This window comes from Candidatus Accumulibacter sp. ACC005 (assembly GCF_907163215.1).
Lineage (GTDB): Bacteria > Pseudomonadota > Gammaproteobacteria > Burkholderiales > Rhodocyclaceae > Accumulibacter > Accumulibacter regalis.
On the sequence record NZ_CAJQUB010000006.1, the window covers coordinates 193,786 to 220,781 of the forward strand.

General features: G+C 62.6%; 22 protein-coding genes and 1 pseudogene. 15 read left to right on the top strand and 8 right to left on the bottom strand.

What is annotated here, in order from left to right; translation table 11 throughout:
* Positions 1-25 precede the first annotated feature (25 nt).
* Positions 26-763, bottom strand: coding sequence for a GntR family transcriptional regulator (locus QZ613_RS08080; protein WP_043570110.1), 738 nt, complete (start codon positions 761-763; stop codon positions 26-28).
* A gap of 258 nt (positions 764-1,021) precedes the next feature.
* Between QZ613_RS08080 and QZ613_RS08085 the strand changes: the two genes are divergently transcribed.
* From QZ613_RS08085 to QZ613_RS08095, 3 genes are all read left to right on the top strand, one after another.
* On the top strand, positions 1,022-2,008 hold the full coding sequence (locus tag QZ613_RS08085; protein ID WP_291903748.1) for a malate dehydrogenase: 987 nt from the start codon (positions 1,022-1,024) through the stop codon (positions 2,006-2,008).
* A gap of 120 nt (positions 2,009-2,128) precedes the next feature.
* Complete coding sequence (locus QZ613_RS08090) at positions 2,129-3,112, top strand: aldolase/citrate lyase family protein (RefSeq protein WP_291867764.1); 984 nt, start codon at positions 2,129-2,131, stop codon at positions 3,110-3,112.
* A gap of 8 nt (positions 3,113-3,120) precedes the next feature.
* The gene (locus QZ613_RS08095; RefSeq protein ID WP_043570103.1) at positions 3,121-3,486 is read left to right on the top strand and encodes a nucleotide pyrophosphohydrolase; all 366 of its coding nucleotides are present in this window, start codon (positions 3,121-3,123) and stop codon (positions 3,484-3,486) included.
* Between the two features lie 49 nt (positions 3,487-3,535).
* On the opposite strand, the gene rlmJ is transcribed toward QZ613_RS08095, so the two are convergent.
* Positions 3,536-4,381, bottom strand: coding sequence for a 23S rRNA (adenine(2030)-N(6))-methyltransferase RlmJ (gene rlmJ / locus QZ613_RS08100; RefSeq protein ID WP_291867769.1), 846 nt, complete (start codon positions 4,379-4,381; stop codon positions 3,536-3,538).
* Between the two features lie 54 nt (positions 4,382-4,435).
* A complete protein-coding gene (locus tag QZ613_RS08105) occupies positions 4,436-5,680 on the bottom strand; it encodes a nitronate monooxygenase (RefSeq protein ID WP_043570098.1) in 1,245 nt (414 codons plus the stop codon).
* A gap of 250 nt (positions 5,681-5,930) precedes the next feature.
* Between QZ613_RS08105 and folE the strand changes: the two genes are divergently transcribed.
* Positions 5,931-6,572 (top strand): GTP cyclohydrolase I FolE, encoded by a 642-nt coding sequence (folE, locus tag QZ613_RS08110; RefSeq protein ID WP_043570081.1) that lies wholly within the window; start codon positions 5,931-5,933, stop codon positions 6,570-6,572.
* A 63-nt stretch (positions 6,573-6,635) separates the two neighbouring features.
* Here the strand turns inward: folE and QZ613_RS08115 are convergent, their stop codons facing one another.
* From QZ613_RS08115 to egtB, 4 genes are all read right to left on the bottom strand, one after another.
* Complete coding sequence (locus QZ613_RS08115; RefSeq protein ID WP_291867775.1) at positions 6,636-8,141, bottom strand: IMP dehydrogenase; 1,506 nt, start codon at positions 8,139-8,141, stop codon at positions 6,636-6,638.
* A gap of 107 nt (positions 8,142-8,248) precedes the next feature.
* Positions 8,249-9,328, bottom strand: coding sequence for a hypothetical protein (locus tag QZ613_RS08120; protein ID WP_291867778.1), 1,080 nt, complete (start codon positions 9,326-9,328; stop codon positions 8,249-8,251).
* A 260-nt stretch (positions 9,329-9,588) separates the two neighbouring features.
* On the bottom strand, positions 9,589-10,215 hold the full coding sequence (locus tag QZ613_RS08125; RefSeq protein ID WP_291867781.1) for a glutathione S-transferase family protein: 627 nt from the start codon (positions 10,213-10,215) through the stop codon (positions 9,589-9,591).
* A gap of 40 nt (positions 10,216-10,255) precedes the next feature.
* Complete coding sequence (gene egtB, locus QZ613_RS08130) at positions 10,256-11,515, bottom strand: ergothioneine biosynthesis protein EgtB (RefSeq protein WP_291867784.1); 1,260 nt, start codon at positions 11,513-11,515, stop codon at positions 10,256-10,258.
* 691 nt (positions 11,516-12,206) lie between these two features.
* On the opposite strand from egtB, the gene QZ613_RS08135 reads away from it, so the two are divergent.
* The 11 genes and pseudogenes from QZ613_RS08135 (at position 12,207) to QZ613_RS08185 (ending at position 22,984) form a co-directional block, all read left to right on the top strand.
* Positions 12,207-12,329, top strand: a complete 123-nt coding sequence (locus tag QZ613_RS08135) for a hypothetical protein (protein WP_291867787.1) — start codon at positions 12,207-12,209, stop codon at positions 12,327-12,329.
* 27 nt (positions 12,330-12,356) lie between these two features.
* Entirely contained in the window at positions 12,357-12,683 is a 327-nt protein-coding gene (locus QZ613_RS08140; RefSeq protein WP_291867790.1) for a hypothetical protein, read from the top strand.
* Positions 12,684-12,920: 237 nt separating this feature from the next.
* Positions 12,921-13,535, top strand: coding sequence for a hypothetical protein (locus tag QZ613_RS08145; RefSeq protein WP_291867793.1), 615 nt, complete (start codon positions 12,921-12,923; stop codon positions 13,533-13,535).
* Complete coding sequence (locus QZ613_RS08150; RefSeq protein WP_291981990.1) at positions 13,532-13,771, top strand: hypothetical protein; 240 nt, start codon at positions 13,532-13,534, stop codon at positions 13,769-13,771. The genes QZ613_RS08145 and QZ613_RS08150 overlap by 4 nt, the downstream gene beginning before the upstream one ends.
* On the top strand, positions 13,768-14,124 hold the full coding sequence (locus QZ613_RS08155) for a hypothetical protein (RefSeq protein ID WP_291981992.1): 357 nt from the start codon (positions 13,768-13,770) through the stop codon (positions 14,122-14,124). Before QZ613_RS08150 ends, QZ613_RS08155 begins: the two co-directional genes overlap by 4 nt.
* Before the next feature lie 618 nt (positions 14,125-14,742).
* Positions 14,743-14,931 (top strand): annotated as a pseudogene (locus tag QZ613_RS08160) (transposase domain-containing protein); the annotation flags it as partial.
* Between the two features lie 138 nt (positions 14,932-15,069).
* Positions 15,070-15,345: a type II toxin-antitoxin system Phd/YefM family antitoxin gene (locus QZ613_RS08165; protein WP_291981994.1), complete on the top strand. Its 276-nt coding sequence runs from the start codon at positions 15,070-15,072 to the stop codon at positions 15,343-15,345.
* Positions 15,345-15,680 carry a type II toxin-antitoxin system RelE/ParE family toxin gene (locus QZ613_RS08170; protein WP_291981996.1) on the top strand — a complete coding sequence of 112 codons (336 nt, stop codon included), beginning with the start codon at positions 15,345-15,347 and terminating at the stop codon, positions 15,678-15,680. Before QZ613_RS08165 ends, QZ613_RS08170 begins: the two co-directional genes overlap by 1 nt.
* A 1,021-nt stretch (positions 15,681-16,701) precedes the next feature.
* On the top strand, positions 16,702-17,352 hold the full coding sequence (locus tag QZ613_RS08175; protein WP_291981998.1) for a hypothetical protein: 651 nt from the start codon (positions 16,702-16,704) through the stop codon (positions 17,350-17,352).
* A gap of 203 nt (positions 17,353-17,555) precedes the next feature.
* Entirely contained in the window at positions 17,556-18,809 is a 1,254-nt protein-coding gene (locus tag QZ613_RS08180; RefSeq protein ID WP_291982000.1) for an ISL3 family transposase, read from the top strand.
* Between the two features lie 158 nt (positions 18,810-18,967).
* The gene (locus QZ613_RS08185) at positions 18,968-22,984 is read left to right on the top strand and encodes a calcium-binding protein (protein WP_291982001.1); all 4,017 of its coding nucleotides are present in this window, start codon (positions 18,968-18,970) and stop codon (positions 22,982-22,984) included.
* A 941-nt stretch (positions 22,985-23,925) separates the two neighbouring features.
* On the opposite strand, the gene QZ613_RS08190 is transcribed toward QZ613_RS08185, so the two are convergent.
* Positions 23,926-26,952 carry an ankyrin repeat domain-containing protein gene (locus QZ613_RS08190; protein WP_291903914.1) on the bottom strand — a complete coding sequence of 1,009 codons (3,027 nt, stop codon included), beginning with the start codon at positions 26,950-26,952 and terminating at the stop codon, positions 23,926-23,928.
* Positions 26,953-26,996: the final 44 nt, after the last annotated feature.

Genomic DNA, 26,996 nt, shown 5'->3' on the forward strand with positions numbered 1-26,996 from the left:
TACTCGAAAGGACCCTTACAAGCGTTCACCCGAGCTCATTGCGATAATGATGATTGCGTGTCGAATAGAACCCCCGCCGCCATTCGACCGGCTTCCGGCCATAGGTGAAGGTGACGCGCTCGACGACCAGCAGCGGGCTCCCCTCGGCGACTTGCAGCAGTTCGGCGCTGACTCGGTCAGCGGCCACGGCGCGCAGCCGCTCGTCAGCCCGGACCATGCAAACACCATAGCGACTTTCGAACAGGCCGTAGAGCGAATCGCCCGCTCGCACGACTTCCAGCGACAGGTCGGGGAACAATTCACTCGAAAGATAGATTTCGTCGAAAACCACCGGTTCGTCACCCAGCTTCAGAAGGCGGCGCAGAATGGTGATTGGCGCACCCGGTTCGAGGGCCAGCGTGCGCGCGACGTCGGGGCCAGCCTTGGCGCGCCAGCATTCGAGCGGTATGCTCTGCGACACCTGCGGCACGCCGTCGTTGGGAACCAGGCGGAGAAAGCGGAAGGCAGAACCGGGATCCTTGTGCGTGGCGACGAAGGTGCCTTTGCCCTGCTGCCTTACCAGGAGGTTCTCGGCAGCCATTTCGTCGATCGCCTTGCGCACCGTCCCCTGACTGACGCCGAAGCGGCCGGCAAGCTCCGACTCACTGGGAATGGCGTCGCCCGGGCCCCACTCACCGGATTCCAGATTGCCCATGATCAATTGCTTGATCTGCCGATAGAGCGGGCTGAAGGTAGGAGCGTGCAATGACGATGCGCGGTTCATGGACAGCTATTTCAGCACAATTCTGGACTCCCGTCCATCCCGTTCTTGTTACTGATATCATATATAAGACATAAAACAAACGACAGCGATTTGACAGTGCGCGTATCTGGGTCTTATGATTGACCCGATTCGGCACCCCGTGCAGCGACCATGCATGCGGGCATCGCCGATCGGTTTTTCGATCAATTTCCTTACTTGCTCGTCTGCTTTTTTTCCGTTCAATCCTTCTCGCTCACCATCAACGACAGGAGCCGTATCATGTCCAAAGCCCCCATGCGCGTCGCGGTCACCGGCGCCGCCGGCCAAATCGGTTACAGCCTTCTTTTCCGGATCGCCTCCGGCGAAATGCTCGGCAAGGATCAGCCGGTCATCCTTCAACTCCTCGACCTGCCGCAAGCGCAAAAAGCCTGCCAGGGCGTGATCATGGAACTCGACGACTGCGCGTTCCCGCTGCTCGCCGGGATGTTCGCCACCGACGACCCGAACGTCGCCTTCAAGGATGCCGATGTCTGCCTGCTGGTGGGCGCACGCCCGCGCGGCCCGGGTATGGAACGTGCCGACCTGCTGACCGCCAACGGCGCCATCTTCACCGTCCAGGGCAAGGCCATTGCCGAGAACGCCAAGGAAGACGTCCGCGTTCTGGTCGTCGGCAACCCCTGCAACACCAACGCCCTGATCGCCGGTTCCGCGGCGAAGAAGGTCGGCCGCACCAACCCGGCCAACTACCATGGCATGCTGCGCCTGGATCACAACCGCGCCCTCTCGCAACTCGCCGCAAAGACCAATCGGCCGGTGGCCAGCTTCAAGCAGCTAACCGTCTGGGGCAACCATTCGCCGACCATGTACGCCGATTACCGTAACTGCACGTCCAACGGCGACAACGTCAAGGATCTGATCAACGATCCGGTCTGGAACAACGATGTCTTCCTGCCGACGGTGGGCAAGCGCGGCGCGGCGATCATCGACGCCCGCGGCCTGTCCTCGGCAGCCTCGGCAGCCAACGCGGCCATCGACCACATGCGCGACTGGGTACTCGGTTCCGACGAGTGGGTGACCATGGGCGTCCCGTCCGACGGCTCCTACGACATCCCGGTGGGGATCGTTTTCGGTTTCCCCTGCGAGTGCAAGGGCGGCTCGTACAAAATCATCCAGGGTCTCGAAATCGACGGCTATTCGCGCGAGAAGATCAACAAGACGCTTAAGGAATTGACCGACGAAGCCGAGGCCGTGAAAGACATGCTCTGAGCACGCCTTGCTCAGCATCGAAAGCCGCGGCCAGCCCGCGGCTTTTTTTTGCTGGCGCCCTCTTTGCAGCAGCGCGGTAAAATGAGCCTCTCCCACCCACCGGACCGAAGCGACAAGCCCATGCGCCATCCCAGTCAAGTCCTTTTCGCCGGCGAAAAGCCGTTTCCGATGATCCCCGCCGTCGACCACTACGCGGGCTCCGAAAAACTGATCAACAAGGCCCTGCAGCTGCAGAACGAGCTGGGTCCGATCTTCGATATCACCTGCGACTGCGAAGACGGCGCGCCGGCTGGCGCCGACCGCGAGCACGCGACGATGGTCGCCGAACTGATCATGAGTGACGCCAATCGACACGGGCGGGTCGGCGTGCGCATCCACGACATTGCCCATCATGGCTGGCAGGAGGACATCGAGATCATCGTCGCCCGCGCCGGGCAGCGCCTGGCCTTCGTGACCCTGCCAAAGGTCAGTTGTGGCCAGGACGTGCGCATACAACTCGACGCCTTGCGGCGCGCGGCGGCGGCCGCCGGCCTCGAACGGCAGATCCCCGCGCACGTGCTCATCGAAACCTACGGCGCCCTGCGCGATGTCTGGGAGATCGCCGCCCTGGCCGAGGTTGAGTCGCTTGATTTCGGCCTGATGGATTTTGTCAGCGGCCACCATGGTGCCATCCCGGCGTCGGCAATGCGCAGCCCCGGACAGTTCGAGCACCCGCTGATCGTGCGCGCCAAGTGCGAAATCTCGGCGGCTGCGCTGGCTAACGGTGCCGTCCCGTCGCACAACGTGACCACCGAACTGCGCGATCTCGATTTCATCCGCAACGATGCCCGGCGGGCGCGCAACGAGTTCGGCTATCTGCGCATGTGGAGTATCCATCCCAACCAGATCCTGCCGATCGTCGAAATGATGCGCCCCGACTTCTCGGAGGTCGAAAGCGCGGTCGCGATCCTGATCGCCGCGCAAGACAGCGACTGGGGACCGATCCAGCACCAGGGCTTGCTGCACGACCGCGCTTCCTACCGCTACTACTGGGAGCTTCTCGGACGTGCCCAGGCCACCGGCATGGCGCTGCCCGGCGAGGCACAACGCCGTTTCTTTGCCTGAAACAACGCATGGACCTGTCCGCGCTGACCGCCAAGGTACTGGAGTTCCGTGATCAGAGGAACTGGGCGCAGTTCCACAGCCTGCGCAACCTGATCGTCTCGCTGAATCTCGAAGCCGGCGAACTGCTCGAGCTGACGCAATGGAAGAGCGACGCCGACATGGCTGCCCTGGTCGCCAGCGGCGACGCACATGAAGCACTGCGCGACGAATGCGCCGACGTTCTTATTTATCTGCTGCTGATCGCCGAGCAGGCAGGCATCGACCTCGAAGACGCCGCACACGCCAAACTGATCAAGAACGCGGCGAAATATCCGGTCGAAAGCAGTTACGGATCAAGCCGGAAATACCTGGCGGAGGCTGGCAAGCAGCGCTGATCGACGGGCAGCAGCTCGGCCGCAGGCAGCCACGCAGCACGCCCCGCGGTCACGACGTCTGGCTCTCGAGCGTATAGCCCGCGCCGGCGTCGAGCCCGAGCGCCGCGACCAGGCACGGCATCGCCTCCTGCAGGCTCGCCTGCAAGGTCCATGGCGGATTGAGCACGAAGACACCACTGCCGTGCATCCCGAAGCCGTCCGCAGCCGGTGTCCTGACGCGCAGCGTGACGTGCAGCCAGCTGCTCGCTGGCAGCCGTTTCAGACGTCCCGGCAGTTCGTGCGCATCGAGCCGCGTCAGCTGTGGATACCACAGCTGGTAGCTACCTCCCGGGAAACGCTGCAGGCAATCCTTGAGCGCATGCACGACCCGCTCGTAGTCGTGCTTTTCCTCGTAAGCCGGGTCGATGAGCGCCAGGGCGCGCCGCGGCGGTGGCGGCAGAACGGCTTTCAAGCCGGCAAAGCCGTCACTGTGCTCGACGATCACCCGTTTGCCCTCACCCTCGAAATGCTTGCGCAGGTGCAGAACATCACGGCTGTGCAGCTCAAAAAGGCGCAGGCGGTCCTGCGCGCGCATCGTTGCCAGGGCCAGATCGGGCGAACCCGGGTAAACCTTCAGAGCGCTGCCAGGGTTGCTCGAGCGCACCACATCGACATACTCGGCAAGCGCCGCCGGCAGATCCTTGCGCCCCCACAAGCGAGCGATTCCCGCACGGTGCTCGCCAAGCTTGGCCGCGTGCGCCGAATCCAAGGCATACGAGCCGGCCCCGGCGTGCGTATCCACGTACCAGAATGCTTTGTCCTTGCGCGCCAGGTAACGCGTCAGCTGCACCAGCACCAGATGCTTGAGAACGTCTGCGTGGTTACCGGCGTGAAAGGCGTGACGATAGCTGAGCATCGGCGAAGCCCTTAGGTGCGTGCGGCAGGAAGGGCGTGCATCGACAGCAGGCGCCTACTCGGGAGCCAGTATCTTGCCGTCGGTGCTGAACTGATAATCGCGGAAGATGTGCTCGGCGTTCAGCAGTTGGTAGCTGCCGTCCGGCAAGCGGCGGGACGTATCCTTGAGGCGATACGTGTAATGACCGCAGGTCCAGCAATCGAAGTTGCGCATCTGCGTACAAAGGCAGGTTTTGTCCCTGACCGATATCCGCTTGACCCCGGGATTCGCTGCCACTTCGCGATTGTAGGCGTTGATGTACGAACAATTGCCGGTGCTGTCGAGAAGGTAACCGTAGGCTTCGCAATTGGGTCGGATACCGTCGCCGATCGCCGGACTGTTGCTCAGCATGCGCATTGGATAGCCGGTCGGCGAGATCTGGTTGACCTCGATCTGCTCTTCGCTGGCCTCGAAATAACGTTGCTTGACGTCCTCGGGAAGGCCGCACTCGCGTGAGACGGTAAATCGCGTCGCCACCTGCACCGCCGCCGCGCCCTGCTCGAGAAAGGACACCGCATCGCTGCCGGTAAAGATGCCTCCCGCCGGAATCAGTGGAATGTCCAGCTGCTCGGCCTGCAGATGGCGATGAATCTCGGCGAAAATCGTCGCCAGATCGTACTCCGCCCAATCCATGCCGAAACCCAGGTGACCGCCGGCCAGGGGTCCTTCGACGACCACATAGTCAGGCAGACGCCCACAACGCGCCGTCTTGCGCAGAAACAACTGCAGCGCGCGCAGCGACGAGACGATGATCCCCAGCTTGGCGTCGCGGAATCGCCGATGATCCTCGATCAGCGCGAACGACCCGAGATGCAGTCCGGCGGCCAGGGTAATGCCATCGGCACCGGCATCGAGCGCGCCCTGCATGCGCACGCGCAGAGTTTCCCGCGGCGAGTTCATGGTCAGCTTTTCCATGCAATTGACGAAGATCAGGCCGTCGCCGCGCTTCGCTTCCATGGTCCTGCCGACGTGCATCCGGGTCGCCTCGGCGAGCTGATCGAGATCGAAGCGAACGACCGACTTGTCCGAATTGGCGACGTTGAATTTGTATTGCTTGAGCTTGTCCTTGACGAACTTGGCGTTGAAGCGCCGATCGGCAACGGTATTGACCATGGCATCGGAGATATGTCCAACGCCCCCCAGTCGGGCTGCTTCGAGGGCCAGTTCGGCCGTCGAAATATCGACGCCCATACCACCAATCACGATCGGCACCAGTTCCTTGTCGCCGAATTTAAGACGGAAATCATCAACGCTCTTCATGCATGTCCTTCTCGACTCGGCCAAGCGTCCTCGGCCTGCCCGACGGGTGATCACAGCAACTTCCACGAGCTGGCCATTATCGCTCATCCAACGCCTCGATGGCTTGATGGATGCAAGGAAATCGCAATCCGACACCACCCAGCGAAACGAATCGGCAAGCTGCGACCGGATACAAGCCGAAGCGAAGCGCGAGCGACCTGGCGGCGCGTGTATCATGCCCACTCCTGGAGACGTCAAGCGGAGCCTCGCCATGTCCGACTGCAGCAGCCACGAGCAAGCCCTCCCAGCCCCTGCCGACATCGGCATCGCCCGCGAGGGTGCTTTCGACGCCGCCGCCTTCGAGCGCGCCATCGCCGACCTGCTCAGTGCCTGCGGCCTGGCCGCCGCCGGTCCGCACATGGGGAAAACCCCGCAGCGCGTACGCGAACTCTGGCAGCGTCGCCTGCTCGGCGGCTACGACCTCGACCCGGCCGACGCGCTTGGCGAAGGCTTTGCCGATCCGCGTGGCGACATGGTCGTCGTGCGCGGGATCGCCGTCCATGGCGTCTGCCCGCACCATCTGGTCCCCTTCCGCGGCCTCGCCCATGTTGCCTACCTGCCCGGCGGCCGGCTGCACGGCTTTGGCCGCATTGCCCGCCTGGTCGACGCCATTGGCCACCGCTTCACCTACCAGGAATGGATGACCCGCGACATCGCCGAGGCGCTGATGCGGCACGGCCAGGCGCGCGGCGCCGCGTGCGTCGTCGAAGCCGAGCAGCTGTGCCTGTTGCTCGGCGAAGACCGCCGCGGTGACGAACGGGTGGTCACCCAGGCCTTCGTTGGCGAGTTTGAACATTTCGAGCAGGCGCGCAACGAATTCCTGCGCGCCATCGCCGGCAACCGCCGCGAGTAGGGAAACGCCGACGCCCCTTGTAGGAGCCCGATTCATCGGGCGATGTCGAGCTCGCGCGGACTCTCAGCGCTCGTAGGATTCGCTGCGCGCGGCCGCGCTCAGCGGCACCAGGAACGCGCTCGGATCAGGCAGCACCTTCTCCCGCAGCGCCGCCAGCGTGATCTCGCCGCCGTAGCTCACCGACGACTGCAGGTGGCCGCGGATGCGCTCCAGGATGCCGCTGACGCTGCCGCGGTAAGGCACCTGGATTTCCTGGCCTTCGGGCGGGGTTTCGAGCGCCGCGTCGAGCTCTTCGCTGCTGCTGTCGTAAAGCGTTTCCAGCACCGCCTCGGGCGAGGTCATGCCACGGTAAATTTTCTTCTTCAGATGGGTCGCCGGATCCTCTATCACGCGGCCCGGCGCCTCGTCGGTGCCCGACAGGGCGCTGCCGAGCATCACCGTCGACGCCCCGCAGATCAGCGCGAGAAAGATATCCTTGTCGGTTCTCACGCCGCCGTCGGCCATGATCGGGACGCTGCCACCGACGGCCAGATAGGCCTCGCGGATGGCCTGCAGCTGCGGCACGCCGGCCGCCGTTTCCAGCCGCGTGCGGCAGCCGCGGCCCGGCCCGACGCCGACCTTGACGGCATCGGCGCCGATATCGCGCAGGAAGCGCGCGCCGGCGCCGGTCGCGACGTTGCCGCAAACCAGCGGCACGCTGCCGAACTTGCCGCGCAGACCGGCCACCGCCTGCTCCATGACTACCGAGTGCCCGTGGGCGATGTCGATGAACAGCAGATCGGCGCCGGCCTCCAGCAGCGCGGCGGCCCGCTCCAGGTAATCGCCGCGCGCGCCGACCGCCGCGGCGCAGCGCAGGTGACCGGCGCTGTCCTTGCTGGCGCCGGGCTGTTCGCGCTTGAGATTGATGTCGCGGCGCGTGATCAAGCCACGGATGCGATTCGCGCCATCGACCAGCGGCAGGCGCTCGATGCGATGTTCGAACATCACCCGTTCGGCCTCGTCAGTGGAGATGTCCGGCGCGCCGGTCACCAGGCGGGACAGCGGGGTCATGAAATCGTCGACCGGTCGATCCTCGTCAGCGCCGTGCACCGGCGTGTCGCGGTTCGAGAGCAGCCCGGCGAGCAGGTTCGAGCCGCTGGCCGTCTCGATCAGGATGCCGGTGATTCCGTTCTGCCGCGCGAAACGCCTGGCCTGGCGGATAGTGGTGCCTGCCGGCAGGCACAGCGGACGAACGATCACGGCGCTCTGGCTGCGTTTCACCACGCCGACTTCGGACGCCTGGCGCTCGATGCTCATGCCACGATGCACGACCCCAATGCCGCCGTGCATGGCCATGGCCCGCGCCATGTGGGCGCCGGTCACGCTGTCCATGTTCGACGAAACGATCGGCAGATCCAGGGCCACGTCCGCGGTCAGCAGCGAGCTCACGCTGATGTTGCGGCGCGTCTGCGAATCGGACTTCTGCGGCCGGAAGAGAAAATCGTCGAAGGTCCTGCCGGTCCAGAAAGCCGCCTCGTCCGGCGCACCGGCGAAGGCGCCGTCTACGTTCTGCCACCTGCTCGTTGCCATGTATCAGCGTCCCGTTATGCTGCGGTTGGACTCGGGAATGGAGTCGATCTGGCCATCACGCTACAGAACCGCGGCCGGAGCCTGCAGCGAGAGGGGCCTCCTCGGAACTAGGATCTTCCGGGGTCGCCGCTGGCTGCCACGCCGTTGGTCCGCAGCACGTCAATGCCGAGCAGCTTGCGAAAGACGACCTCCGCCGTCAGACCGCCGACGGTAGCCACCACCGTGATCAGCGACACCAGCCGCAGGCCGGCATCGCCGGCGACCTCGATGTCGCCTGGCTGGGCCACGATGTAGAGCATGCCGGCCAATGCGCCGGCCATGAGGCCGAGCGCGACGGTGATCGCCATCGACGGCGGCACCAGTGGACCGCTGCCATAGCGGCGCTCGAACACCATGCGGATCGCGGCACCGGCCACCCCCGCCATCAGCGTCGCCGCGAACAGCATTGCCTTGGCCAGCGACGCGTCGAGACCAGGGAGCAGATGGCTACCAAAGCCCGCGGCCAGCGCTAGCACGAACAGGATCGAGGCCAACACTGCGTGCCAGACGATGGGCCCCGTTTCAACCGCGTAGCGACGCCGGCGCTGGCTCTCGAGGGCTTCCACCCAGCGCGTGGCTGCCGGCTCGCTGGGGTCGTCCGCCATGCGCGCATGCTCGTTGCCGTTGGGCAGGTCGATGCCCGGGGAGATGGTGCGCCAGACGGTCTCGGCCGCGCCCCCGGACTTCATCAGCGCCAGAACCGGCACCCGGGCGCCGATCGCGACCTGCCCGGCAATCGCAGTCGAGTTCGCACCGCCGATCAGGATCAGGCCGTCGGCGGCGGCCAGCGAGCGGTAGAACGACACCTCCCAGCGCCCGCTCGAGTCGGCGACGCGGTCGAACAGCGCTGGGTGGGTCTGCTCCTCCGGGAACGGCACGATCTGATCCGCATGCGGCTGGCGGATCACAATTGGCGGGCCCGAGTCTGAGGGCTGGGGATTCTCTGCCACGTAGGCTCTGACCACATCGGCCTCGATGAAGCGCGCGTCGTAGACGATCAGCCCGCAGCGCTTCTTCGCCAAGGCCACCCCGATCAGCCGCGCCGCCTCGCGCGACTTCGCGACATCCACCAGCGGTGAGAACGGGAACGGGTGCTTCGCGTCGTTGCGCTCCTCGCTTGCCGCACCGACGATGGCGAATCTCTGCATGGCCAACCTCCATCCGGTTTTCACAGCTCAGATTCTTAGAGTACCGTGCCGGCAGCAGATCCGTATTGCCCTCTGCTTCGACGCACCTTGCGGCACCGCGAAGCGACTCCCCTGCTCGGTTCCGGCTCGTCCAGCCTCGGTCATGGTACTGCAAAGCAGGAGTGGCACAAATTGGCCGTTACTTGCCGACCGGCCGTGGCAGGCGCGAAAGAACGGAACCGCCGCCTCGCCGAGCGCGGCCTTGGCCAGCGGCAGGCGGATCAGGCCTTGCCGTTCTTCATGTAATCTTCGTTCAGACGATTGGCCTGTCGGACGGCAGGGCGCGCTCCCAGCCGTTCGACATAGTCTTCGAATACCGGGCGCTTCTCGATCGTGCCGAACATCATGCCCCAGCCAAGCTGCGACCCGGCATACACATCGGCGGCGGTGAACTGCTCGCCACACAGGTAGGGTCCGGGCAGCAGCGCCTGCTCAAGGGCATCAAGCGTCTCGCCGTAGCTGCCGAAACCGACGAAACCGCTCTTCCCATCAGGCACTTGCCAGTCGAGTGCGCGGGCGGTCACCGCGAATTCGAGCGGTCCCGCGGCGAAAAACAGCCAGCGGAAATAGGCGGCACGCGCTGGCTCCTGCGTTGCAGGACTCAGCGCCTTCTCGGGGAAACGATCGGCGAGGTAGGCACAGATAGCTGCTGCTTCGGTGACCAGCGCGGCGCCGTGCCTGAGCGCGGGCACCTTGCCCATCGGGTTGATCGCGAGGTATTCGGCGCTCTTCATGGTCGGTCCGAATTCGAGCCAGACCGTCTCATAGGGCTGCCCGATCTCCTCCAGCATCCAGTGGGCGATGCGGCCGCGGGATTGCGGATTGGTGTAGAGAACCAGATCACTCATCTTCGCTTTTCTCCTTGGGTTGACGGCACGCGAGTTGGGCTCAGGCGTCCTTGGCAAGGCGCAGGCCCGAGAACTGCCAGCGCGCGGCCGGGGGAAAGAAGTTGCGGTAGCTCCCGCGGCTATGGCCGGCCGGCGTCGCGCTGCTGCCGCCACGCAGCACCAGCTGGCCGACCATGAACTTGCCGTTGTACTCGCTGGCCGCGCCGCACAAGGGCCGGAAGCCCGGATAGGGGTCGTAGGACGAGCGCGTCCACTGCCACTGCTCACCGATCATTTGTGTGATCGCTGACGTGCCGTACGCGGCCTCCCACTCGAACTCGGTGGGCAGGCGCGCGCCGGCCCACTCGGCGTAGGCGGCCGCCTCGTAGAAACTGAGATGGGACACCGGCGCGCGGGTGTCCAGGGACCGCACACCGCGCAGGCTGAATTCCTGCCATTCGGCAGCTGCTGCGCGCGTGTCACCGGGCGAGATCCAGTACGCAGGCGCCTGCCAACCCTGCGCCTGCACCATCGCCCAGCCATCCGAGAGCCACAGCGCCGGGCGCTGGTAGCCGCCATCGGCGACGAACAGTGCGTACTCGCCGCAAGTCACCAGGCGATCGGCAATCCGGAACGGCGGCAGCAGTACCTGATGCCGCGGCGTCTCGTTGTCGAAGGCGAAACCCTCTCCCGTATGACCGATCGGCGTAACACCGCCCGGCATCGGCAACCAGCGCATTGCGGGCAACTCTGCCGTCGGCGGCACGCTCGAAGGCCCGGCGCGCTGGTACGCCGGCAGCAGGGGGTTGCACGACAGCGCGTGCAGGATGTCGGTAAGCATCAGCTCCTGATGCTGCTGCTCGTGGTTCAGACCCAGCACCAGCAGCGGCGCGGCGCTTTCCCAGGCAGCGGCGTCGACATCGGCGATCAGCGACAGCACCGCGGCATCGACGTGCGCGCGAAAGGCATGAACTTCGCCAAGCGAAGGGCGGGTCAGCAGGCCGCGCTGTGGCCGCGGGTGGCGCGGACCCAGCGACTCGTAGTAGGAGTTGAAGAGATGCGCGAAGCGCTTGTCGAACGGCCTGTAGCCGACCACAAATGGCTGCAGGACGATGGCTTCGAAGAACCAGCTGCTATGCGCGAGATGCCACTTCGTCGGGCTGGCGTCAGGCATCGACTGGATGCACTGGTCTTCGGGTGACAGCGGTGCGGCCAGCGCCAGGCTATGCGCGCGGACTTCGCGGTAGCGCTGCGCGAGCCGCTCGCGCAGCGAATCATCGGCGAAATATGCTGCCTTTGTGGATGGCGCTGACGGGGGCATCGGGCAAGTCTCCCAAGTATGGCCACAACATGCGCAGCGCGCGTGGCCTGCTCGCATGTCGGACGTGGAGGTTCTCGATTCATTACAGCACAAAAGCGGAATCCCTGCCCCGCACGGGGTGCCGAACAACCGCCGTCACCGGTCGCCGGGCCGCCGTCCGTACGCTTTGTCGCTTCGAGCGGACATTCGGCGGCCACGGGTGACGGGCTGCTCGTCGGCCAAAGCAGGTCATTGGCGCCAGATGACGGGGACGGCAGGTATGGATCCCTTACCGGCCGTAGGGAAGGAGATTACGCCGAGCAACCCGGCCACCCGAGCGGCCGGCCGGCGCCGCTGACAGAGACGGAAAAGACCAACCGCTGAAAGCAGAAGCACCATCCACGACAAGAACCGGGAGCAGTAGAAAAACGACAACCTTGCCGCTTCTTGCGATGGGTGACCGACAACTGTGGTTCATCCACGGTTAGCCAGTGTGGCCTCAAGGTTCAGCGCCTGATCACCGCCACCTCCGACACCTTGCGAGCGAGCCTTCCACAAAATCTACGCGATTGCCCTGGCATTGCCACTGCGCCAGAAAAGGAGCTGTCATAATCTTGAAACTGAGCCCGGACGCAGGAGGTACCCCGGGTGCATGATGGCTGCGGGTGAACCGGCAACGGTTGGCGGGACGATAGAGAGAGGAGCGAACAGCATGGCATTCAAGAACGAGAAGATATCGGAGCAGGACCTGGAGTGGGCGTCGAACCTGGTCAATTACGAGAGCATCCGTGCGATTTCCCAGTGGGTGCACTGGTTCAGCACGCCGCTTTGGTGATCGGCTGACCGGGAGAACAATGCCTTCTTGCTTCAACTCGGCGGCGGGGGTAATCCCAACGACATCGGGCGCATGGCTTACGCGGCATTGATTCTGGATGGGCAGGTCATCGTGTTCAATATCGTCGAGGATCGAAAGCGAAATCACGCCGACGGCATGGAATTGACCGTGGGAGCCCATAGCTTGATCGTCCCGCCGGTACTTGAGCTCCGAGGCGCGGAAATCAAGCGACTCTTGCGCGAAGCGCTCGAGGAAAGCGCCTATTGCCGGCCCACGGCCGATGGCGGCACGGCCACCAATCCCAACATGGTGGCGCGCTGGAACATCACCTACTTCAACGTCGAATTCAGGTAAGCGGGTACGATCATGGTGTTCACCTACGAAGATGCATTCGCCCGGATCGGAACCGAAGGCTATACCGACGTCGAGGGCCTCCGCCGTCTGGTCAGCGAAACCGCGGTGATTCCGTGATGTATGTGGATGCCGTCGTGATGAGGGCGGGCAGGCGAAAGCCTACTCCCTACTCGATCAACTATCGCGTGACCCCGCGTTCGCACTTAAATTTGCGAATAAGGAATGGAGAGCTGCGGCGTGAACGAGAGGCGTTCCTCACTTCAGGCCGCTTCTAAGGGGCTAGCGCTTGACCAGGCCAACCGGCGTATGAACCAGTTCATGTTCCGGTTCGCATCCATCATGGTCGCTTACGGGCTTCTGTTACCGACAAACTGGCAGGAAATGTTCGGGATCTTCGGGTTTCTGATCAATTGGGCGGGACAAACCGCTCCAGTAACCGTTAAAGTCGCCAGCGTGTCCCCGATACCCGAATTGGTCAGTGGCTTTTTTGGCTTCGGCGCATGGGGCGTTGTTTGTTTTGCAGTGCTGCTCGCCTGGAAAGACCCATTGGCGGAGCGTATTCGTTATGCGTTTACTCGACCCGGGAAATCGCCTTGGAAGACGGGCGTAGCCCTCTATTTTCTGGGAGTTCCGGTGTTGTTGCTCTGCCTGTGGGTGGTCTTTTTTATGCCGATAGATGTCAATCCGAACGGGGTTACATGGGGCTCCAAGGTTCTCTTCACGATGATTTCCGGGCGGCTGGCGCTTGCGCTTCTTGGATCGCTGGCTCTCGTTGGTGTCGGGCTATTTTTCTTTTTGTTTCTTGCTCTCGTTATTGGACCAGTCTGCCTAGTGATTAAAGGGGGTAAATGATGGAAGCGACCGCCGTTTCGGAATTTAACCAGGCTCTTAGCGACCAATCCAATGGATTCGGCAGCGCATGGAGCACCGCGGCTGACAAGTTCACACAGGCGGTAGCTACAGACGGTGGGGCCGCTGTCGTGACGGAACACCAGCAATTTGAGTTGCTCCCTCAAAAAGTAGGGCAGGAACTCAGCAGTCTGGCCGTCTGCAGTGCCAATGGCTTTTATCCGAGGGATGCAGCGTGAAAAACGAGCGTACTCTGTGTTTTGGTGTTGCCCTAGGACTAAGTGCTCTCAGCTATGGCTGTGGAGGCTATGCTCATATGAATGGCCAAAAAGTCGCTGAATTCATAAAAGAAGACCTTGTCCGCTTCGGCTATTGCGCATCGAGTGCTGATTGCTCTCAGAAAAAAATGATTGTTTATGATGAAGGCGTGAATGTTCTTGATGTTAGGATTTACGCTGAAGTTGATTACAACGAGCTTTCTGCGATCGTCGCCAGCGTAATTCGAAGATCTGCCCCCGGGAAGATAAATATGCAGTTTTTAAGTGCGACCAAATCGCCTCGCGCAATAATTGTTATTGACAAGAGGGATTGATAGTGGGCTATTTTGTTGAGGTCCGCATGGCAATTCTCCCAGATCATTTACCTCATACGTTCTTGGTCGTTACGGATTCCGACGGCGTTTCTCGTGCATGGGGCTTTGCACCTGAGAAAACCGGGTTTTGGGGGAATGGGGCCGTTACACGAAATGACGATCACGGCTGGCAAAGCACAACCGGCCAATTCGAAATATCAGAGCAATCGTACGAAAAACTTACGTCTTTAATTGAGCGAGACCACATCAATCCTCCGTACTACAATTTGCTGGCAGGTATTCAGTGTGCCACTTGGGGGGGTCTATGACGTTTTGTGTGGAGGCACCGGCTACGCTCGACTGCCCCGCACACACGCCAACCAACAGCGGGAGCATCGTGAGCGCGGAGGGCTCTGCCAAGGGCGGGCGAAGCCCGGCGTCGCGCACTCTTGACCGCGTCGGAAACGCTAAGATGCTAAATGGCTCTGGGCTGGTTGCGGCGTTTTGCGGCCAGCGTCCGAGCCCGTCCGGCGGCGAGGATTTTTGCCGCCCTTGAGGGCGGGCTTCGTTGAAGGCAGGATGGAATGATGCAGCAGCGCGTGTGCTTCGAGTCGCATCCCGCCTTTCCCGGCGGGCTTCGGGGTCATCCACAGCCTGATCGCCACCTGTCGGTTGCACCGGATCGATCCGTACGACTATCTGGTCGACGTGTTACCGCGCGTCGGCCACCATCCCGCAGAGCGTGTCCGGGAACTCACCCCTCGACTCTGGAAGCAGCTCTTCGCTGCCCATCCGCCTTGCGCGCCTTTGCACCGCCGCGGCACGTAAGGCCTGACGCCGCAGAGGTACCGGTTACGCAGTCGGAACATCTGCGCTTTGGTTGGGTGCGCGAGCGGTTTAATCGGTTGTTGCAGCAAGACTGAATAAAGACTATATTAAGTCTCCATCGTATCGAGGAGGCAGGCCGTGCGCTACTCGTCGCAAATCAAACCCATCAGTTACCTCAAGGCAAACGCCGCCGAAGTCTTGGCTCAGCTGACGGAGGGGCGAGAGCCGCTCGTCATCACCCAGAATGGTGAAGCCAAGGCGGTCATTCAGGATGTCGCTTCCTACGAAGAAACACAGGAAACCTTGGCGCTGCTGAAAATTCTCGCCCTGGGCAACGCGGAGATTGAAGCTGGGAAAGTGAAGCCCGTGGGTGATGTTGTCGCAAGGTTGCGGGCCAAACCGGCAGCCAAGTAATGGCTGGGCCCAAGTACGAGGTAGTGCTGACCGAGGGTGCCGAGCAGGATCTCGAATCGATTTACGACTACATCGCTGAATTCGACTGCAAAGCCAATTCCGATTACGTCCTTGATCGTTTGTTGGAGGTTGTAGAGAGCCTGACTGCCTTCCCGGAGCGTGGTGCCTACCCCAAGGAACTGATTGCCCTCGGCATCCGGGATTATAGGCAGACCGCCTTCAAGCCCTATCGAGTGATCTACCGCGTCATGGGTCAGAAGGTCTTCGTTTATGTGATCGCCGATGGTCGGCGGGACATGCAATCGTTACTTGCGCGCCGTCTGCTCGGGGCCTGACGGCCGAACGCAGTTTTCCGCAGGCACCCGCACCAGCACTCACATGCCCCGATAGCGAGTTTGTTTCCAGGGAACTACGCACCACCAGACAAGAAGACCAACCCCTCATCGGGTTGGTCTTTTTTTGCGCACTCCCGCGTGTTTGCGCGGGTTCGTGCGGAAGCCTGTGGACTTCGGCGTTTCGCACAGGCGCCCGGATTTGGCCGTTTTCACTCTCTCCGGGGCATTCTTCTCTCCGGCCTCGCTGTCCGCTGGAGGCCGAAGTCCACGAGTGCCCCGAATAGCCGCGTTACGAATCAACAGCTTACACGTGGTCCAATCAAGCGGTTGATTCGTGGCATTGGCAGGCGGTGGAAACAGCGGCGCCATGCCGGCGAGTTCGAGAATGCTGGATCTCTGGCTGGCTGGCGGGTCCCTTTCAGCCCGCTGCCTGCCTCGGTCGTAGCCAGTGCGAGAGGTTGCTCACCCGCCGGAGCTATGCTGTCTTGTGAACTGGTCACATTCGCCGGTCGGATTTCTTTACACCTCTTCGCAAGACCCTGTTGCCAGAATTTATGTAGCTTTCAGCGCTATTGGCGCCGTAGTAAGTGTCTGTGGACCGCTCTTAAGTGTCGGAATACTTTACACTCGTCTAATGGTGTTGATAATCACTAATACAAGAAAAAATGTGTCGTAAGCGCTTGATTTATTGCGTAACTATTCAAAGCGAGCAAGCGTTCGTGCGGAGTAGAGAGAATCACCGCGTTCGGGAAGGCGTCGGATTACTTTACATGTCAACGTAGTTATTGAGAATTGTTACTATCGAGAGTCGCATAAGGCAAGGAAATATATCACATTCTTGTTTTTGGAATGATTTTTGCTTTCTTCTTCGCTGATTTCAAGGAACTGCTTGCTACAGTCGGTTGTGGAGGTGGGGCCGGCGTGGCAGATGTCTGCAGACAGTCGAAACCTTGGCGTCGCGAGTTGTACGCGTCAATGCGAGACTTGAACCGCCTTCTTCTTCCAAAGCAAGGAGATCGCCATGTCACAGGTCACAAGTCACAGGTCACAGGTCACAGGACTGATAGCAGCGGGGTTGATCGTATGCCCTGTGCTTGCCAGTGCAAGCGTACTCTTCACAGAAGACTTTGAAGATGGGTCGCTTGACAGCAGAATTTCCGTGTCGACGGTTGGCGGGTTTAATTCCCAACCGGGAATAAAAAACCTTAGTAACTTCGGCAGCACAAAAGCCTTTGGATTCGGCCTTTCGTCGTGCAGTGTAAACTGCTTCAGCAACTACGTTACGCTCTTCACTATTGATTTTGGATCGCCAACCTTTGTCAGTACTCTCCATTTCAACGAAATGGAGCTCTATGATAATTGGGGATCAAATGGAGAGGTTTATCTTGATGGGGTGGCGCTGTCCCCTGCACACTCAGACTTCGGACGATTGCCGTACAATGATCGACGAGCAGACGCCACTTTTCGACAACATAACTTTGCAATCGGTACGCAGGTAACAAGGTTGGAACTTATTGTTTACGATATCACTCGACTTAGCGAGATCTATATTGATGATGTCGTTGTATCCGGCTCACCCGTTTCCGCTATCCCGGAGCCAGCCACGGCGCTTTCCCTACTCCTTGGCCTGCTCGGGATATTCGCCACGGGGAAAGGGTACAGAGCAAAATAGGGCTCTATGTCGTTTCGTGTGGAACCGGCGGTGGGTTTCGCGTTTTGAGGGAGCGGCGATGTCAAGGGCGGACGTAGTCCGGGCGCAGCCGAACCCTTTACATCGCTGCCCGCTCGCTTACGCTTGCTCAGGGCCGAGGAAGGCAGTCTGCCGCCCTCGGCATGGAGGACAATGGCGGCCTTTCCTCTCGCGGCTGCTTCCTCATGATTGAAACGCTGTTCACCCAGGCTCTGGGTCTCGTTGCTCCTTGGCAGGTCAATGAAGTCATCTTCAAGCCAGAGAACGGGCGGATCGATTTCCAGGTCGGATTTGGCGCCGCCATTCACGCTTGCCCAGCTTGCGGTGCAGCGGCGCAGCCGCTGCACGACCGCTTGGCGCGCTCTTGGCGCCATCTGGATTTCTTCCAGTACGAAGCCCATCTGCATGCCGAGGTGCCACGAGTGGCCTGTGCGGGTTGCGGCAAGGTGACGCAGATCGCCGTGCCCTGGGCGCGTGAAGGCAGTCGCTTCACCCTGCTGTTCGAGGCCTTGACGCTGATGCTGGCGCCGACCATGTCGGTCCTGGCGGCCGGCCGACTGCTGCGTGTGCGCAGTCGCCGACTGTGGCGCGTGATCGAACATCATGTGAGTCGGGCGCGCGCCCGGGAAAGTCATGCGCGGGTTCGCGCGATCGGCGTCGATGAGACCGCGAGCAAGCGTGGCCAGACGTACCTCTCTGTTTTTTATGACCTCGACGCACAGCGTCTGCTGTTTGCGACGCCGGGCCGGGACAAGGCCACGCTCGGGAAGTTCGCCAGCGACCTCACCGAGCATGATGGCCAGCCCACCGCGATCACCCATGTCAGCATGGACATGAGCGGCTCGTTTCAGGCCGGCGCCGCCGAGCACTTTCCAGCCGCCGAGGTCTGCTTTGACCGCTTTCACGTCGTTGCTCTGAGCAGCACGGCGCTGGACGAGGTGCGCCGCGCCGAGGTCAAGACCGCGCCCGAACTGAAGGGCACCCGCTGGGGCCTGCACAAGAAACCCGCCGACTGGACCGTCAAGCAAACCGACACCATGTACTGGTTGCAGCGCTCGAACCTCAAGACCGCACGGGCCTGGCGGATCAAGCAGGCGCTGCGCTCCATCTACGCCACCGCCACGACACCTGACGAGGCCAACCCCCTGCTCAAGCGCTGGCTCAGTTGGGCCAGCCGCTGCCGACTCGAACCCTTCAAGCGCCTCGGTCGGACCATCAGCAAGCATCTTCCTGGCGTCCTCAACGGTTTTCACCCCGGCAAGCACAATGGCCGGGTCGAAGCGATGAATCGAGCGCTCCAGGAGGCGCGCGCAAGGGCACGTGGCTATCGCCGCGTCGAAAACTTCATCGCCATGGCCTATCTCATCGCTGGAAAGCTCACTCATTTGCCCGCCTCGCCCTTCGCCCCATTCTTGCCCGTTCCACACGAAACGACCTAAACCCCACTTGGGTCTCTATGGTTCTAAATGAGGCTGGAATTATTGATAGTTTGAATTCTCCGCAACCAATTAATGGCTACTACTCGATATTTCATACTCTTGTTTGGAATCCTTATATGCAGGCACTTGGCGATTTTATATATCAAGAGTTACCGAGGTTGCTGACGGCATCTGGCGCAGTAACATCGCTTACCTACCAGCAGGTCATCAACACCGCCTTCCTCTCCTCCAAAACCGCCACCCCTCTCCGCGTCGACCCTCTCATCCTGGACCTCGACAACGACGGCCTAGAAACCATCGGCATCAACACCAGCAACCCCATCCTCTTCGACCACAACGGCAACGGTGTCAGGACCGCCACCGGTTGGGTCAAGAGCGACGACGCCTTCCTCGTCCTCGATCGCAACGGCAACGGCAGCATCGACAACGGCCGCGAACTCTTCGGCGATAGTACCCCGCTGACCGCCGGCGGCGTTGCCGCCGACGGCTTCGCCGCGCTCGCCCAGGAAGACACCAATGGCGACGGCAAGGTCGACAGCCTCGACGCCCGCTTCGCCAGTTTGCGCCTCTGGCGTGACCTCAACCAAGACGGTGCCAGCCAGGTCGGTGAACTGTTCACCCTCTCCTCGCAAGGCATCATCGCCCTCAACCTCGCCAAGACCGCCAATAGCCAGATCCTCGCCAACGGCAACCAGATCGCCGACCTCGGCGGCTACGTGCGCAGCGACGGCAGCACCGGCACGCTCGGCGAGGTGACCGCCCAACTGGGCGACATCAATCTCACCAACAACCCCTTCTACAGCCAGTTCACCGACCCCATCCCGCTCAGCGAACAAGCCCGCAACCTGCCGGACATGCAAGGCGCTGGCCTCGTCCGCAGCCTGCGCGAAGCCGCCAGCCTGCCTACCGCCGCAGGTAGCGCACTCGCCACCCAGCTTGCCGCCTACGCCGCAGAAACCACCCGCAGCGGTCAGCTCGCCCGGCTCGATGATCTGCTCAAGGCCTGGGCCAACACCAGCAGCATGGCCACCACGGCGACGGGCGCCTTTGCTGGCGTCAACCTCACCGTGAACTTCGCCGGCGTCACCACTGGCAGTCCGGCCTGGCAAGCCTGGCTCGACAAGCTCAGCGTGCTCGAACGCTTCAACGGCCAGACCTTCCTCCCCGTTCCCGCCGCCGGAACCACCCTGACCATCGACGTCTTCAACACCCGCGAAGCGCTGCTTGATGCCTCCTACGCCGCCCTGAAAGCGTCGGTCTATGGCGGGCTGCTCCTGCAGACGCGGCTCAAGCCCTACCTCGACGACATCACGCTAACCGTCGACGAGAATGGTCTCAAAGTCGATTTCAGCACTATGGAAAGCCGGCTCGACGCCGCCTACCAGGCCGACTCGCCGAACGCCTTCATTGATCGGCTCGAATTGATCAGGCACGCGGGGCGAAGTCTGGAGCCGATGGGGTGGCGCGGAGAACAGAAGCTCGCCACCTGGATCTCGGCTGCTGAGGCGAGCGGCACCTGGGCAACGACTCGTGCCGCAATAGGTGCCGAATTCACGACGACACCAGCAGCCGGCGACGACATCTATCTCGGTACTAGCGGCAACGATATCGTCAATGGCTCAGGGGGCAATGATTATCTCCTTGGGGCGGATGGCAACGACAACCTGAAGGGTGGCACCGGTGACGACACCCTGGACGGGGGCAGCGGCAACGACACCCTCAATGGGGGTTCCGGCAACGCCAACGACGGTCTGGGCAACGACACCTACCTCTTCGGTCGCGGTGACGGCAACGACACCATCTACGACCAGGACGTCACGGCCGGCAACATGGACACCATCCGTTTCAAGGATGGCGTCTTACCAAGTGACGTCACCCTGAGCCGGCCGGCCTCGGGGTCCGAAGACCTGTTGCTGTCGATCAACGGCACGACCGACAGCCTGCGGGTCTTCGCCTGGTTCGGGAGCGTCAGCAATCGCGTCGAGCGGGTCGAGTTCCCGGACGGCAGCGTGTGGGACACGACTGTCTTGATCAAGGCGCCGATCCAGGGTACCTCCGGTGCGGACTACCTGGTGGGCCGGGACGACCTGGCCGACACCATCATGGGCAACGCGGGCAACGACATCCTGATCGGCGGTGGCGGCAACGACAGGCTTGAGGGCGGAGCCGGCGACGACACGCTCAACGGCGGCAGCGGCGAAGACACCGCCTCCTACAACGATGCCCCTTCCGGAGTAACCGTCAGTCTTGCCACTGGCGCAGCGCAGGCGACCGGCGGTGCCGGCACCGACACCCTGATCGGCATCGAGAACCTCACCGGCAGCAGCCACAACGACAGCCTCACCGGCAACAGCGCCGCCAACCGCCTGGACGGCGGTGCCGGAGCCGATACCCTGATCGGCGGCGACGGCTCCGACACCTACTATGTCGACAACGTCGGCGATCTGGTCATTGAAACCAACGCTGTCCTTGCGACCGGTGGCGACGACACCGTCTACAGCAGCCTCGCGGCCTACACCCTGACCGCCAACGTCGAGACCCTGCGCCTCGTGGCCACCGGCGCTGCCGACGGTAGTGGCAACAGCCTCAACAACACGCTCTACGCGGGGGCGGGCAACAACGTGCTAAACGGCGGAGCGGGTATCGACACGGTTTCCTACTCCCTTGCCGCTGCCGCAGTCACTGTCAGCCTCGCCAGCAGCGCGGCCCAGGCCACCGGCGGTTCCGGGTCCGACATCCTGGTCAACATCGAGAATCTCGTCGGTAGCGCGTATAACGACCGCCTCACCGGCGATGGTCTCGCCAATCGGCTAGACGGTGGCGGCGGTAACGATACGCTCAACGGTGGTGCCGGTGCCGACACCCTGATTGGCGGCGACGGTTCGGACATCTACTACGTCGATAACGTCGGTGACAGCGTTGTCGAACTCGCGGACCAGGGCAACGACATCATCTACAGCAGCGTCTCCTGGGCCCTCGGCGAGCACGTCGAGCGTCTCTACTTGACCGGGAGCGCCACCACCACGGCCACCGGCAATACACTGGCCAACACACTCTACGGTCACGCCAACAGTGCCGCCAACGTGCTCGCCGGGGGCTTGGGTAACGACATCTATTACCTCGGTGCGGGCGACAGCGCCGTCGAAGACGACGACGGGGGTACCGACAGCGTCTATACCTACGCCGACTACACCCTGGCTGCCAATGTCGAGCATCTGTATCTCAATGTCGCCACCGCGGCCACCCTGACCGGCAACGCGCTGGCCAACAGCCTGCGCGGCAACGCCGGCGACGACACGCTCATCGGCCTCACCGGCAACGACACGCTCAATGGGGATTTGGGTGCCGACACGATGATCGGGGGGCTGGGCAACGACAGCTACTACGTCGACAACGCCGCCGACAGCGTCGTCGAGGAACTCAACGAGGGCAACGACATCATCTACAGCAGCGTCTCCTGGACCCTCGGCGAGCACGTCGAGCGTCTCTACCTGACCGGGAGTGACCCCACCACTGCTATTGGCAATGCGCTGGCCAACACGCTCTACGGGCACGCCAACAGCGCCGCCAATGTGCTCACCGGGGGCTTGGGTAACGACGTCTATTACCTCGGTGCGGGCGACAGCGCCGTCGAAGACGAAGGCGGGGGCACCGACAGCGTCTATACCTACGCCGACTACACTCTGGCCGCCAATATCGAGCATCTGTATCTCAATGTCGCCACAGCGGCCACCCTGACCGGCAACGCGCTGGCCAACAGCCTGCGCGGCAACGCCGGCGACGACACGCTCATCGGCCTCTCCGGCAACGACACGCTCAATGGCGGCTTGGGCAACGACACGTTGACCGGTGGTGACGGCAAAGACATCATTCGCTTCGATAGCCTGCTCAACGCGCTCACGAATGTCGACACGATCACCGACTACAACGTCGCCGACGACACGATTCACTTGGAAAATGCCATCTTCACCGCACTGACGACGACTGGCATGCTGGCGGCCGAGTCGTTCCGGAGGGGTGCCGTCGCGGTCGATGCGGACGACTACGTGATCTACGACGACGTCACCGGAGCGCTGTACTACGACGCTGATGGCAACGGTGTGGCGGCGGCCGTGCAATTCGCTGCCCTTAGTGGTGCTCCCGCACTGACCAACGCTGACTTTCTGGTGACCTGACCCGCTAACCGTACCGGCATCGCGGACACGTCTCTCGCTGGCAAGCAAGCCAACACCAATGGCCACCCAACAAAACGCCGCTGCCCTCCTGCTGGCAGCGGCGACGAACACCGTCCGGCGTTTCCGGGCCTTGGCCTGAACCAAATCTGACCAGGGATCCTCTCGATCGATAGGTCCGGTAACCAATTCATACCGGCCGTCCACGCAGTGTGGCGCCAATGACCGCTTTGGCCGAGACCTGGACCGACGGCGAACAGAGCCTGGCGGCGGGTTTCGGATCGGTTAGCCGACGTTCTCGCCGGGCGATTCTTCGCCGCCTCGACGTTTCCTGATGGCCGATTTTACGCGACAGGAACAGCGCCGAAAGCCGCCGCCGTCCGGACCGGAGAACTCGGAGTTCGTCAACGGGTAGTCGGTCATGTTGAAAAGTGTGGCTATAGGCGAGCGGGTTCGCGGCGGACATTCTGCTCTTTGAGCCGCCACTTGACGGGCCGGCTTCTGGCATAGCGCTCGCGAATGTTGGTCTCTCCATCCTGGAGATGCTGGTGCAGGCCCCGGATTCGCGCCTGCGCCGGGCGGTGCTCCTTGGCACCCCCTGTCCGGGCAGCTGCCGCGCGCGACGATTGACTGCGGTGCCGAGAATGCCGGTACTGCTCGGGCAGTCGATCATGCAATGGCTGTCGCGAACACTTGGCGCCCCCTCCCCCGCGGTCCGCGACTGCGGCAGCAACTGGCGGAGGCGCAGGCCAAACGCGACTTCACCGTACAGCGCGTGCGCCGGGCTGCTTTCACGGTGCGACGGAGAGTGTCCTCAGGCTTGCGGATCGGGCATCGAGTGGCTGTCCGCAGTGACCGCCCTGCGCAGCCAGCGCTGACCGTCAGCCGCCAGCCACCGTCTGCCGTACGGGCAGCGGTTCTGCGGCGCTCAGCCGTCCGTCGGGTCAGCGCTTCCTGCGCGCTTCGATTTCGCGCCGGATACGCTCGATCTCGAGGCGTTTGGCCTGCGGATGACCCCATCTGACGGGCCTCTGCGCCGCGGCTGCCTGCTCTGCCTCGCGCTGCGCCTGCAGCGCTCGCGCTTCGGCCAGGCGTTCTTCCTCGAGCGCCTGCGCACGGGCCACGGCGCGCTCGGCAGCGATCGGCACTCGCCATCCGGGCAGACCCGCGTCGAGAAGCAAGCGGTCGATGACTTTCGGAATCGGCTCCGGCCATTCCCAGTCGTTCAGCCGGGAAAACTCGTTGATCAGCGGCAGGTTGAGCGCCGCACAGACTGGCGTCCACACTTCCTCGTCGCCCTGGCGGCGCCGGACGGCGAGTTTGGGATTGAGCTGGTACCAGCCCTGACTGACGCGCCTGAACAGCGCCCGGTTGTACGCGTAGTCGCGGTCGATTTCGTTGCGCGCCAGGACGCCGGAAAGATGCTGGCGCCGGTTGCGTTCCGGACGGACGATATTGGCCGGCAGATGCTGCCAGGCGTCGAGAATGGCCTGCGCCTCGAAAGTGCCGTTGCTGCGGCGCTGGCGGTGACTGAAGCGGGACTTGAAAAGAACCCATAGCGTCTGGAAGAGGAAGTACTCCGACAGGTGCCGGTCGAGGCGAACCAGCCGTTCGCCGGTATTGACGTCGATGCTCGCCGGGGCGAGCCGTTCGTAAAGCGCAGCCAGCGGGCCGCGGGCGAACTTCGCATCGCGGAATCCCTCGCGCAACGCCCAGTGCAGCGCGTTGTAGCCATAGTGGTCAACGGCGTCGCGGTCGGCGCCACGCTCGAGCAGCGCTTCGACCAGCGGTACGTTGCCGGCCGCAGCCGCGGCCATCAGCGGCGTCAGGTTCATCGGCAGTCGATGCTCGACCCCGTACTGCTGGCATTGCTTCAGGATGTCCTTGAAATGGTTGGCGAAGTAGGGAAGGTAGGTCTTTCGTGCGAAGTTCGCCCGTTGCTGCGCGAAGTTCGTCGCCTGCTCGAACTTCGCCTCCGCGACCAGCCATTCGGCGAGTTGCGCTTCGTCGTGACAGGCCGCGTATTCATAGAGCTGCTGCTTCATCTTGGCGCCGGGAAGCTGTTCGCGGAAGACCTTGACCAGCAGCTCGACGACTTTCGCTTCGCCGAAAACCGGCCAGGGAACCGGCGTTTGCTTGAGGATCGTCCGACGGATCGTCTCGGCCTGTTCCTGCTTGCCCTGCAGTTCGAGCTTGCGCGCTTCCTTCTGCCAGTCTTCGAGGCTCGATTGCCTGGCCTCGACCTTGACCTGCCCGAGATTCATTTCGAGCAGCCCGAACAGCGCATGGCCGGTATCCGACTCGATCACGTAAACATTCCTGATCGCGCGTGTCAGCGCCACGTAGAGGGCATTGACGAAGAACTTGTAGACCTCGAGCGACTTGTCGCTCTTGTCTTTCGCCCGCCGGTAGTCAAGCGTATCTGCGGCCAGGTCGGCCGGCTCCACGCCGTCGACGATCTCGCTGAACTCGGCGCGGTGGTCGGAGATGAAGCGGTAGAGGACGATGTTGTCGTATTCGAGCCCCTTCGCTTCATGGATCGAGAAGAGCAGCGGCGTTGCGAAGTGCTTCCTGGCTTCGGCCTTGTCCTCGTCGCGCATCACCAGCACGGCGAACTGCGTCGATTGGCGGATCTTCTGGTCGAGCTCGCGCTTGCTGGCGTCCTTGTCGGGCATCAGCGCGACCTGTCCGGCTTCGCCGCCGACCGCCTGCACGAGGAAGTTGCTCTCGCGGTCGATCGAGCCGAAGCGCCGGTGCTTGATCTTCAGCAACTGGTTGGCGACACGGGTGGCCTCGAGCCCGTTGCGGAAGTTGGCGGTGAGCACACGCAGTTCCTGCCGCTCGGCCAGCTTCGGGTCTTCCCAGAACAGGCTCTTGACCTGGCTCCAGGAAAAGAAGTTGGGATGGACGATCTGGTTCGAATCGCCGCAGAGCAGGAAGTCGCCCGGCCTCTTCAGGGTCCTGAGGACCAGCGCGAGTTGCACGGTGGTGATGTCCTGCACCTCGTCGACGACGACGAAATCGTAGCGCGGTGCCGCCAGCGCCTGCCAGTCCTGGGCGACCAGATTGAGGTCGTAGAGCCTCGCTTCGGCGAGCCAGCCACGGTACTTCTCGAACAGGTCGTAGAGCCGGTCGCGCAGATCGACCGGAAAGATCGACTGGCGCACGCCGAGCGCCAAATAGTCGTCGCGCGCGAGGACGCCACCGGCCCTGGCCGCAAGCACGCCGCGGATCTCCTCAAATACCTGATGGCCGTCGAACTCCCGGAACGTCTGCCGCATGCGTCCGAACCAGCCGGCGAAGTCGCGCCAGCTCGCCTCGCGACCCGCTGGCACGTGGATCGACTCGACGAATTCGCGGTAGGAGAGGAAAACGGCGTCCTGGCCGCTGCGCTCGAAGCCGTTGGCGTAATAGAGGTCGCGGGCACTTTGCGCGAGGTAGCTGGAGTGCGTGACGTAGAGCACCTCGCCTTCGGCGTGCTTGAGTTTCTCGAGGGTCAGCGCGGTCTTGCCGCTGCCGGCGCTGCCGACGACGATCAGCGGTGCTGGCTGGTGATAGATCGCCTCCTGCGTGTCGTCGAAGGAGATCGGCTTGTCGAGCAGGTGAATCGCCGTCCGCTCCGGGTGCAGGTAGCGCACCGGCAAGGCTTCACCGATCGCCTCGTCGGCGTCGATGTCCATGATCCGGCTCTCGTCGATCGCCGCGCCGCGCAGGAAGCGCGACTTGTCGTAGTCGTGATTGGCGATCACTTCCAGCATCAGCGCGCAGACCTCGTCGCCGTGGCGAACCAGCGAGAACAGCAGCCGGTCGGCGTCGTCGAGCCGGGCGCGGTAGAACCTGCCGTGGCTGAGATTGACCAGCTTCTTGACCTGTGCGGCACGAAAGTCGTTGCGGGCGATGGCATCAGCCACCTTGCGGCAGCTGGCCTTGACGCGGGCGGTGTCAAGGCCGGTGTATTCGAGAATCTTCACGGTGAGTTTCGGCGCGGAGGGTGTGACAACGAAGCCGGATCCTA

Bases quoted from the DNA above. Each gene is read 5' to 3' on its own strand.
- QZ613_RS08080 (WP_043570110.1), bottom strand. From the start codon at position 763: ATGAACCGCGCATCGTCATTGCACGCTCCTACCTTCAGCCCGCTCTAT.
- QZ613_RS08085 (WP_291903748.1), top strand. From the start codon at position 1,022: ATGTCCAAAGCCCCCATGCGCGTCGCGGTCACCGGCGCCGCCGGCCAA.
- QZ613_RS08090 (WP_291867764.1), top strand. From the start codon at position 2,129: ATGCGCCATCCCAGTCAAGTCCTTTTCGCCGGCGAAAAGCCGTTTCCG.
- QZ613_RS08095 (WP_043570103.1), top strand. From the start codon at position 3,121: ATGGACCTGTCCGCGCTGACCGCCAAGGTACTGGAGTTCCGTGATCAG.
- rlmJ (WP_291867769.1), bottom strand. From the start codon at position 4,381: ATGCTCAGCTATCGTCACGCCTTTCACGCCGGTAACCACGCAGACGTT.
- QZ613_RS08105 (WP_043570098.1), bottom strand. From the start codon at position 5,680: ATGAAGAGCGTTGATGATTTCCGTCTTAAATTCGGCGACAAGGAACTG.
- folE (WP_043570081.1), top strand. From the start codon at position 5,931: ATGTCCGACTGCAGCAGCCACGAGCAAGCCCTCCCAGCCCCTGCCGAC.
- QZ613_RS08115 (WP_291867775.1), bottom strand. From the start codon at position 8,141: ATGGCAACGAGCAGGTGGCAGAACGTAGACGGCGCCTTCGCCGGTGCG.
- QZ613_RS08120 (WP_291867778.1), bottom strand. From the start codon at position 9,328: ATGCAGAGATTCGCCATCGTCGGTGCGGCAAGCGAGGAGCGCAACGAC.
- QZ613_RS08125 (WP_291867781.1), bottom strand. From the start codon at position 10,215: ATGAGTGATCTGGTTCTCTACACCAATCCGCAATCCCGCGGCCGCATC.
- egtB (WP_291867784.1), bottom strand. From the start codon at position 11,515: ATGCCCCCGTCAGCGCCATCCACAAAGGCAGCATATTTCGCCGATGAT.
- QZ613_RS08135 (WP_291867787.1), top strand. From the start codon at position 12,207: ATGGCATTCAAGAACGAGAAGATATCGGAGCAGGACCTGGAGTGGGCG.
- QZ613_RS08150 (WP_291981990.1), top strand. From the start codon at position 13,532: ATGATGGAAGCGACCGCCGTTTCGGAATTTAACCAGGCTCTTAGCGAC.
- QZ613_RS08170 (WP_291981996.1), top strand. From the start codon at position 15,345: ATGGCTGGGCCCAAGTACGAGGTAGTGCTGACCGAGGGTGCCGAGCAG.
- QZ613_RS08175 (WP_291981998.1), top strand. From the start codon at position 16,702: ATGTCACAGGTCACAAGTCACAGGTCACAGGTCACAGGACTGATAGCA.
- QZ613_RS08180 (WP_291982000.1), top strand. From the start codon at position 17,556: ATGATTGAAACGCTGTTCACCCAGGCTCTGGGTCTCGTTGCTCCTTGG.